5 protein-coding genes are annotated in these 4,782 nt (G+C 47.5%); 3 read left to right on the top strand and 2 right to left on the bottom strand.

The window, feature by feature from the left end; translation table 11 throughout:
- Positions 1-151: 151 nt before the first annotated feature.
- On the bottom strand, positions 152-976 hold the full coding sequence (gene mutM, locus EJP87_RS13835; protein ID WP_130472455.1) for a bifunctional DNA-formamidopyrimidine glycosylase/DNA-(apurinic or apyrimidinic site) lyase: 825 nt from the start codon (positions 974-976) through the stop codon (positions 152-154).
- 232 nt (positions 977-1,208) lie between these two features.
- On the opposite strand from mutM, the gene EJP87_RS13830 reads away from it, so the two are divergent.
- Positions 1,209-1,700: a cyclic nucleotide-binding domain-containing protein gene (locus EJP87_RS13830; RefSeq protein ID WP_130472454.1), complete on the top strand. Its 492-nt coding sequence runs from the start codon at positions 1,209-1,211 to the stop codon at positions 1,698-1,700.
- On the opposite strand, the gene EJP87_RS13825 is transcribed toward EJP87_RS13830, so the two are convergent.
- Positions 1,701-2,102 (bottom strand): MCP four helix bundle domain-containing protein, encoded by a 402-nt coding sequence (locus tag EJP87_RS13825; protein WP_130472453.1) that lies wholly within the window; start codon positions 2,100-2,102, stop codon positions 1,701-1,703. It abuts the gene before it with no gap.
- 357 nt (positions 2,103-2,459) lie between these two features.
- Here EJP87_RS13825 and EJP87_RS13820 point away from each other — a divergent pair, with 357 nt between their 5' ends.
- Positions 2,460-2,909, top strand: coding sequence for a bacteriohemerythrin (locus EJP87_RS13820; RefSeq protein WP_193771394.1), 450 nt, complete (start codon positions 2,460-2,462; stop codon positions 2,907-2,909).
- A gap of 97 nt (positions 2,910-3,006) precedes the next feature.
- On the top strand, positions 3,007-4,521 hold the full coding sequence (locus EJP87_RS13815; RefSeq protein ID WP_130472451.1) for a methyltransferase regulatory domain-containing protein: 1,515 nt from the start codon (positions 3,007-3,009) through the stop codon (positions 4,519-4,521).
- Positions 4,522-4,782: the final 261 nt, after the last annotated feature.

The raw sequence follows: 4,782 nt of genomic DNA, 5'->3' as shown, positions 1-4,782 counted from the left end.
CCAGCAGGGCTTTGCCCTGCACCCACCAGGAGGAGATAATCTCCTCCTGGACCTCCATAATAGTTTTCTGATTTTTAAATGCGCCTGCCCTGCTCCATAACCCCTCCCAACTCAATCCTGAAAAGCTTTTCCCCATCCTGAACTGCATTGCCTATAATGGTTGACATTGAGGGCAAAAACAACTGGCTCGCCCGGCAATACGCAACTCTTGCAGCACCGATCCACAGCGATAACAGCTTTCGCCCTGACGGCCATACACTTGCAAAAAAATTTGAAAATAACCTTGGGAACCATCCACTTGCCGATAATCACGAAGCGTACTGCCCCCTTGCGTGATCGCCTCCGACAACACCAGACGAATAGCCTCAACCAATTGTGCACACTGTTGTTTGCTGAGCGCGGATGCGAGTGTCAAAGGATGCACACCAACCCGAAACAAAACTTCCGCCGCATAGATATTGCCAACCCCCACCAGCACATGGCTATCCATCAACCAGGATTTAACCGCTATTTTTCTCTTTTGCGCGCTACGCCATAAATAGTCGCCATGCAGCTCCTCTGCAAAAGGCTCTGGCCCCAAAGAAGACAAGAGAGGGTGTTGCAAAGGATGCTCACCCCCCCACAGCCAGGCACCAAATCGACGCGGATCGGCATAACGCAAGGAAAAACCAGAGCAAAAATGGAGGATCACATGTTCATGTTTATTGCTGCTTTCTGCCTGCGAAGGGAGCCGATACAAGCGCCCGGTCATACCCAAATGAATGAGTAGCGTACCAGTATCTAATTGGATTAAAATATATTTACCCCGCCGTGAGACAGCCGTTATAATCCCCTTGTGCAGACGCTCTTGCAAGAGTTCGACCGGAATGGGCCAGCGCAAAGAGCTGTTAGACACTGCCAAACTGTGCACTTGCTCGCCGATCAATAAGGGAGCCAATCCTCGACACACCGTTTCTACTTCCGGCAATTCAGGCATGCAAACCTCTTAATAGTACTTTCGACACATTGGATAATTAACCGCGAAAGATAAGACTTTCTTGCAATAGCCGCACAAACATTTAATATCGCACTATAAACATTGTATCCATATTATAACAGCATTATATAACTCTTGAGAAAAATTTTGCACTGCACTATTATCAAGGAGTTATAGATATAATGACACCCCAATTTGCGCAACGACTGAATAAGAAAGTGGGATAACCAAGATGAGCCTGATTCATTTATTCCAAAAAACTCATTTACTCTCTGGCATTGCAACAAATCTATTGGAACAACTGGAGCCGCATACACAACGCATTGTAGTTGAACCTGCCTACAACGAAACAAAACTATTGATCTCCTCAAAAGACAGCTCCGGCCCAGATCTCTACCTGGTTTTGGAAGGTGAAGTAACCCTGGACCAGGAGAAAAAGGAGGTCGGTTTAGCGACCAGCCGAGAGGTGACTTCGCTCGAAGAGGAGTTGTTTGGTGAAGTCTCCTGGCTGTTGCAACGCCCACGTATTGCCGATGTTTTCACCAGCTCCCGTGCTGTCTTGCTGCGCATCAATGGGAAGGCTTTTACACAATGGTTGCAAGCCAATCCGGAAGCCACTTCACTGGTTTGGCAGCGCATAGCCACCGCCTTGGCGTTACGCTTGGTGCAAACCTATGCGGAAAACCAATCGCACAAAGAGCTCATCAAGATATTTCAATTTTAACTATTTGGGAACACGACTCAGCAGTTGCAGCATCTTTGCCATGCGGTCTGCCTGTACCCCCCCTGCTAATTTTTTGGCATCATCCCGCTTGCCAGCTTGCAGCAGGGGAATGATCTCTTTGTCTCTGGTCTCTTTGAACTGCTGCCAGACGCTGCTGAATTCGTTGAGCACGGCAGAGTTGTGCCGGATTTGTGTATCAACTTTGGCAGTAGCACTTTTTACGGCAGCCAAATGTCTATTTTGCTCTTGTTGATCCTGAGCGGCCAACAAGGAGACTAAAGCTTGCCGCGCTTCCGACAAGCCGGCATATGTGGCATCGGCAACCGGACCTGCCACAAGATGGGTAGAGAGACTGCATAGATAAAACAGACCTGCTACCCTCCAAACCAACTTTGTATTCATGAACCACCTCTAAACTGCTCTACCCATCGCCTGCGCGACCCTGTATCGGCGTTGCGGAGTCGTTTGCTCCTCACCTGTGCCGGACACCGTGCAGCACTCGCATGCCTATGTCTTGCAAAACCATCTATTCATTGACTATTTATCCGCAATCCCTCTGCAGAACATCCCCCATCAATGATTTCTATTATTCACCCTTTTTGCCCAGCAAACAATCCATTTTGTGCTTATCTTGCAAAACAAACGCACACAAACAGAGGCTCAATGAGTCATTGCGGTGATTTTTTTGTTGACATGGAAGCAATCCAAGATAAAAATATGCTGGTTTAGCCTGACCACTTCCCTGGGGAGATGTTGTTCATGAGATCTGAATTTCACACCAAGCTGCTCGACAAACTGGTTGATGTCGGTGAACCTGCTTTCAATATGGCGCATGAAAAACTGCTGGACATGGTAATCAATGCGGATGTGATTTTGGGAAGTGCGGTCTCAGAAAACAGATCTTTGTCAACGGAAGAGTGGAACAATCTGGCCAATATTTTTGATGAGTTGATCTCCTACGCCAAAATTCATTTTTCCGAAGAGATGGACCATCTGCGCGCCCACGGTTATCCCAATGTGGAACAACATCAAGTGGACCATGATGCGCTGGTGGATGAGTTGAACCATTTTCAACGCAAAGTGATGGAAAATGATGATGCCAATGTGCGCGATATTCGCAAATGGTTGCTGGCATGGTTGTTGAATCATGTCAATTATAAAGATCTTGAATACGCACAATATTTTGCCAGCAAAAAAGCACCCTCCTGAGTAGTGCTTTGCATGGCAACAAGGAACCGCTGCAGCCGTTTCCTTACCGGCGCAACAGTTGGAGCTTTTATACTCCCAAGCCAACCGGAGTCGGACGATGGATCGGGCAACTCCTTATGATAAAGTACCCTACACCAATAATGCACACCCACAAACCCATATTGCCAATTTATACACTCTAGGGCGTATTTTTGGCTTGACCCCACCTCCTTTTCAGCGCTGCCGGGTATTGGAGCTGGGATGTGGTCGCGGGGGAAATCTGCTGCCCATGGCTTGGGAATATCCTGAAAGTCAATTTTTGGGAATTGATCTTTCCCAGGTCCAAATTGATGATGCACAACACTCTGCAGAGGCATTGCAACTACGCAATTTGCACTTTTGCAAGCAATCCATCGAAGAGTTTGCAAACAATCATGGCGCATTTGATTATATCATCTGTCATGGAGTCTACTCCTGGGTGCCAGAAGAGGTGCAAGAGGGAATCTTGCGCATCCTCCGCGACCATCTCTCCAGCGATGGTATTGCGGTCGTCTCCTATAACACATTGCCTGGATGGTATTTTGTTCGTGCCCTGCGTGACATGATGGTCTATCAGGAGGCCATCTTTCCCGAAGCAAGCGACCGTTCTGGGCAAGCGCGCCTGCTGCTGACATTTTTGAAAGAGCATGCCCAGGATCAAAACATGCGCGAATTTGCCGCCAGAGAGGTGCAAATTCTTACGGATCGCCCGGATAACTATTTATTGCACGACCATTTAGGCGATGATAATCGGCCCTGTTATTTTAGTGAATTTGTCAGCAGAGCAATAAACCATGGTTTGCAATATCTTGGTGATACGATGGTTAAAACCATGTTTGTACATAATTTTTCCCCTGAGGTTGCCGAGCGTCTTTCTGTTTTGCACAATCAAATCCAACAAGAACAATTTCTCGATTTTATTGCCAACCGCCGTTTTCGCTCCACATTGTTATGTCGCTCTGGAGTGACAATCAAAAATTCTCTGGAAGAGATTGTGCGCAGTTTTGCCATACGCTTTTTTATGACTCCGCAACAGGAAGACTTAACAGAGGGAGAACCCTTGCCGACAGAGCGTTCATTTGTCAGTGCGGATGGAGCGTTGTTGACGGTAAGTGATCCTTTGACCATTGCCCTGTTTGATACGCTGGCCAAACAGAATGACAAACCTCTTTTTGTTTCCGAACTGGTTCAGAAAATTCGTTGGCGTTTTGGAATAGGGGATGCAGAGGGGATCCACCATATTTTATTGAACGATGGAATTCGCTTGTTCACTGCCGGTCTATTGACGTTTCATGCGGATGCAGGGTGTTATACGACGGAGATCAGTGCGCATCCACAGGCTTTACCGCTCTCCCGTTATCAGGCACAGCAGAGCAATCGAGTCGTCAATGGTCGACACCAGATGGTCGCGTTATCCGCAGAGGAAGCGACTCTCTTGCAGATCCTGGATGGTGAAACTTCTTGGCACACGATCCTGCAACGCTTTCGGCAACAACAGGAGAAACAAGAGACTGACCAGGAAAACGACAATACAGAGAAAATCTGGTTAGAAAGATTGCATCATTTAGCTCGGGAAGCACTTTTGCTCCGCTAAAACAAGGCTTGCATCTGCTGCGCGCATGCGTGCCATGCCCTCAACCACATGAACAAGATAACACACTAAATCTCTAGAACAAGGCGACGAACGACACCCCTCTGGCCAGAAACAAGCGGCGGGGCATGGGGTGGTTTTTCTTTGTCTGCATCTGTATCTATGTGGTTTCCTGTGTGTTTTATCGGTAAGCGGTGAATTCTCCGCGTATCTCAGCTCATTGACAAAATGGCTTTATCAATGTTCCATGGGAGGAGTTTTTCG

Origin of the sequence: Candidatus Magnetaquicoccus inordinatus (genome assembly GCF_004217665.1) — a bacterium.
GTDB lineage: Bacteria > Pseudomonadota > Magnetococcia > Magnetococcales > Magnetaquicoccaceae > Magnetaquicoccus > Magnetaquicoccus inordinatus.
This window is presented reverse-complemented; position numbering and strand designations above follow the sequence as displayed.